This is a genomic window from Methylobacterium sp. 001424705 (genome assembly GCF_059816145.1).
On sequence record NZ_JCBANU010000084.1, the window covers coordinates 1 to 875 of the forward strand.

Sequence of the window (875 nt, forward strand, 5' to 3'; positions counted from 1 at the left end):
CCGCCCGGCATGGACTGAACCTCCAAGACGGTCGCGAAGTGGCGCAAGCGTGCCTTCGTGCATGACGCGGCGATGGGACCGAAGACGCTGCGCTCGACCGTGCTCACGACCGAGGAAGAGGCAGTGATCGTCGCCTTCCGCCGGCACACGCTGCTGCCGCTGGACGATTGCCTCTACGCGCTTCAAGCCACCATCCCGCACCTGACCCGCTCGTCGCTGCATCGCTGTCTGCAGCGCCACGGGATCAGCCGGTTACCCGAGGTCGGCGGCGACAAGCCCGGCAAGCAAGCGTTCAAGGCCTACCCGATCGGCTTCTTCCATATCAATATCGCGGAAGTTCGCACCGGCGAAGGCAAGCTGTACCTTTGGGTGGCTATCGACAGGACATCCAAATACGCCTTCGCCCAGCTGCACGAACGCGCTGATCGGCCCGTGGCCTGCGCCTTCCTGGAGGCGCTCATCGAGGCTTGTCCTTATCGCCTGCACATCATCTTGACCGACAACGGCATCCAGTTCGCCGAGCTGCCCAAGAACCGTTGCGGCCCGACTGCCTTGTACCGCATCAACCGCTTCGATCAGATCTGCTGGGCGCACGGCATCGAGCATCGGCTCACCAAGCCAAACCACCCGTGAACCAATGGCCAGGTCGAGCGCATGAACCGGACCCTCAAGGAGGCGACGGTCAAGCGCTACCACTACGACAGCCACGATCAGCTGCGGGACCATCTCGCCGCCTTCCTGGATGCCTACAACTTCGTTCGCCGGCTCAAGACCTTACGCGGCCTCACGCCATACGAAGCGACCTGCCAAGCCTGGGCAGACGATCCGGACCAGTTCAGATACAATCCGACCCACCTCACCTCGGGACTGAACAA

General features: G+C 62.9%; 1 pseudogene. It reads left to right on the forward strand.

Annotated features, from left to right (window positions below):
* Positions 1 to 24 precede the first annotated feature (24 nt).
* Positions 25 to 875, forward strand: a pseudogene (locus AC6EUL_RS22855) (IS481 family transposase); the annotation flags it as partial.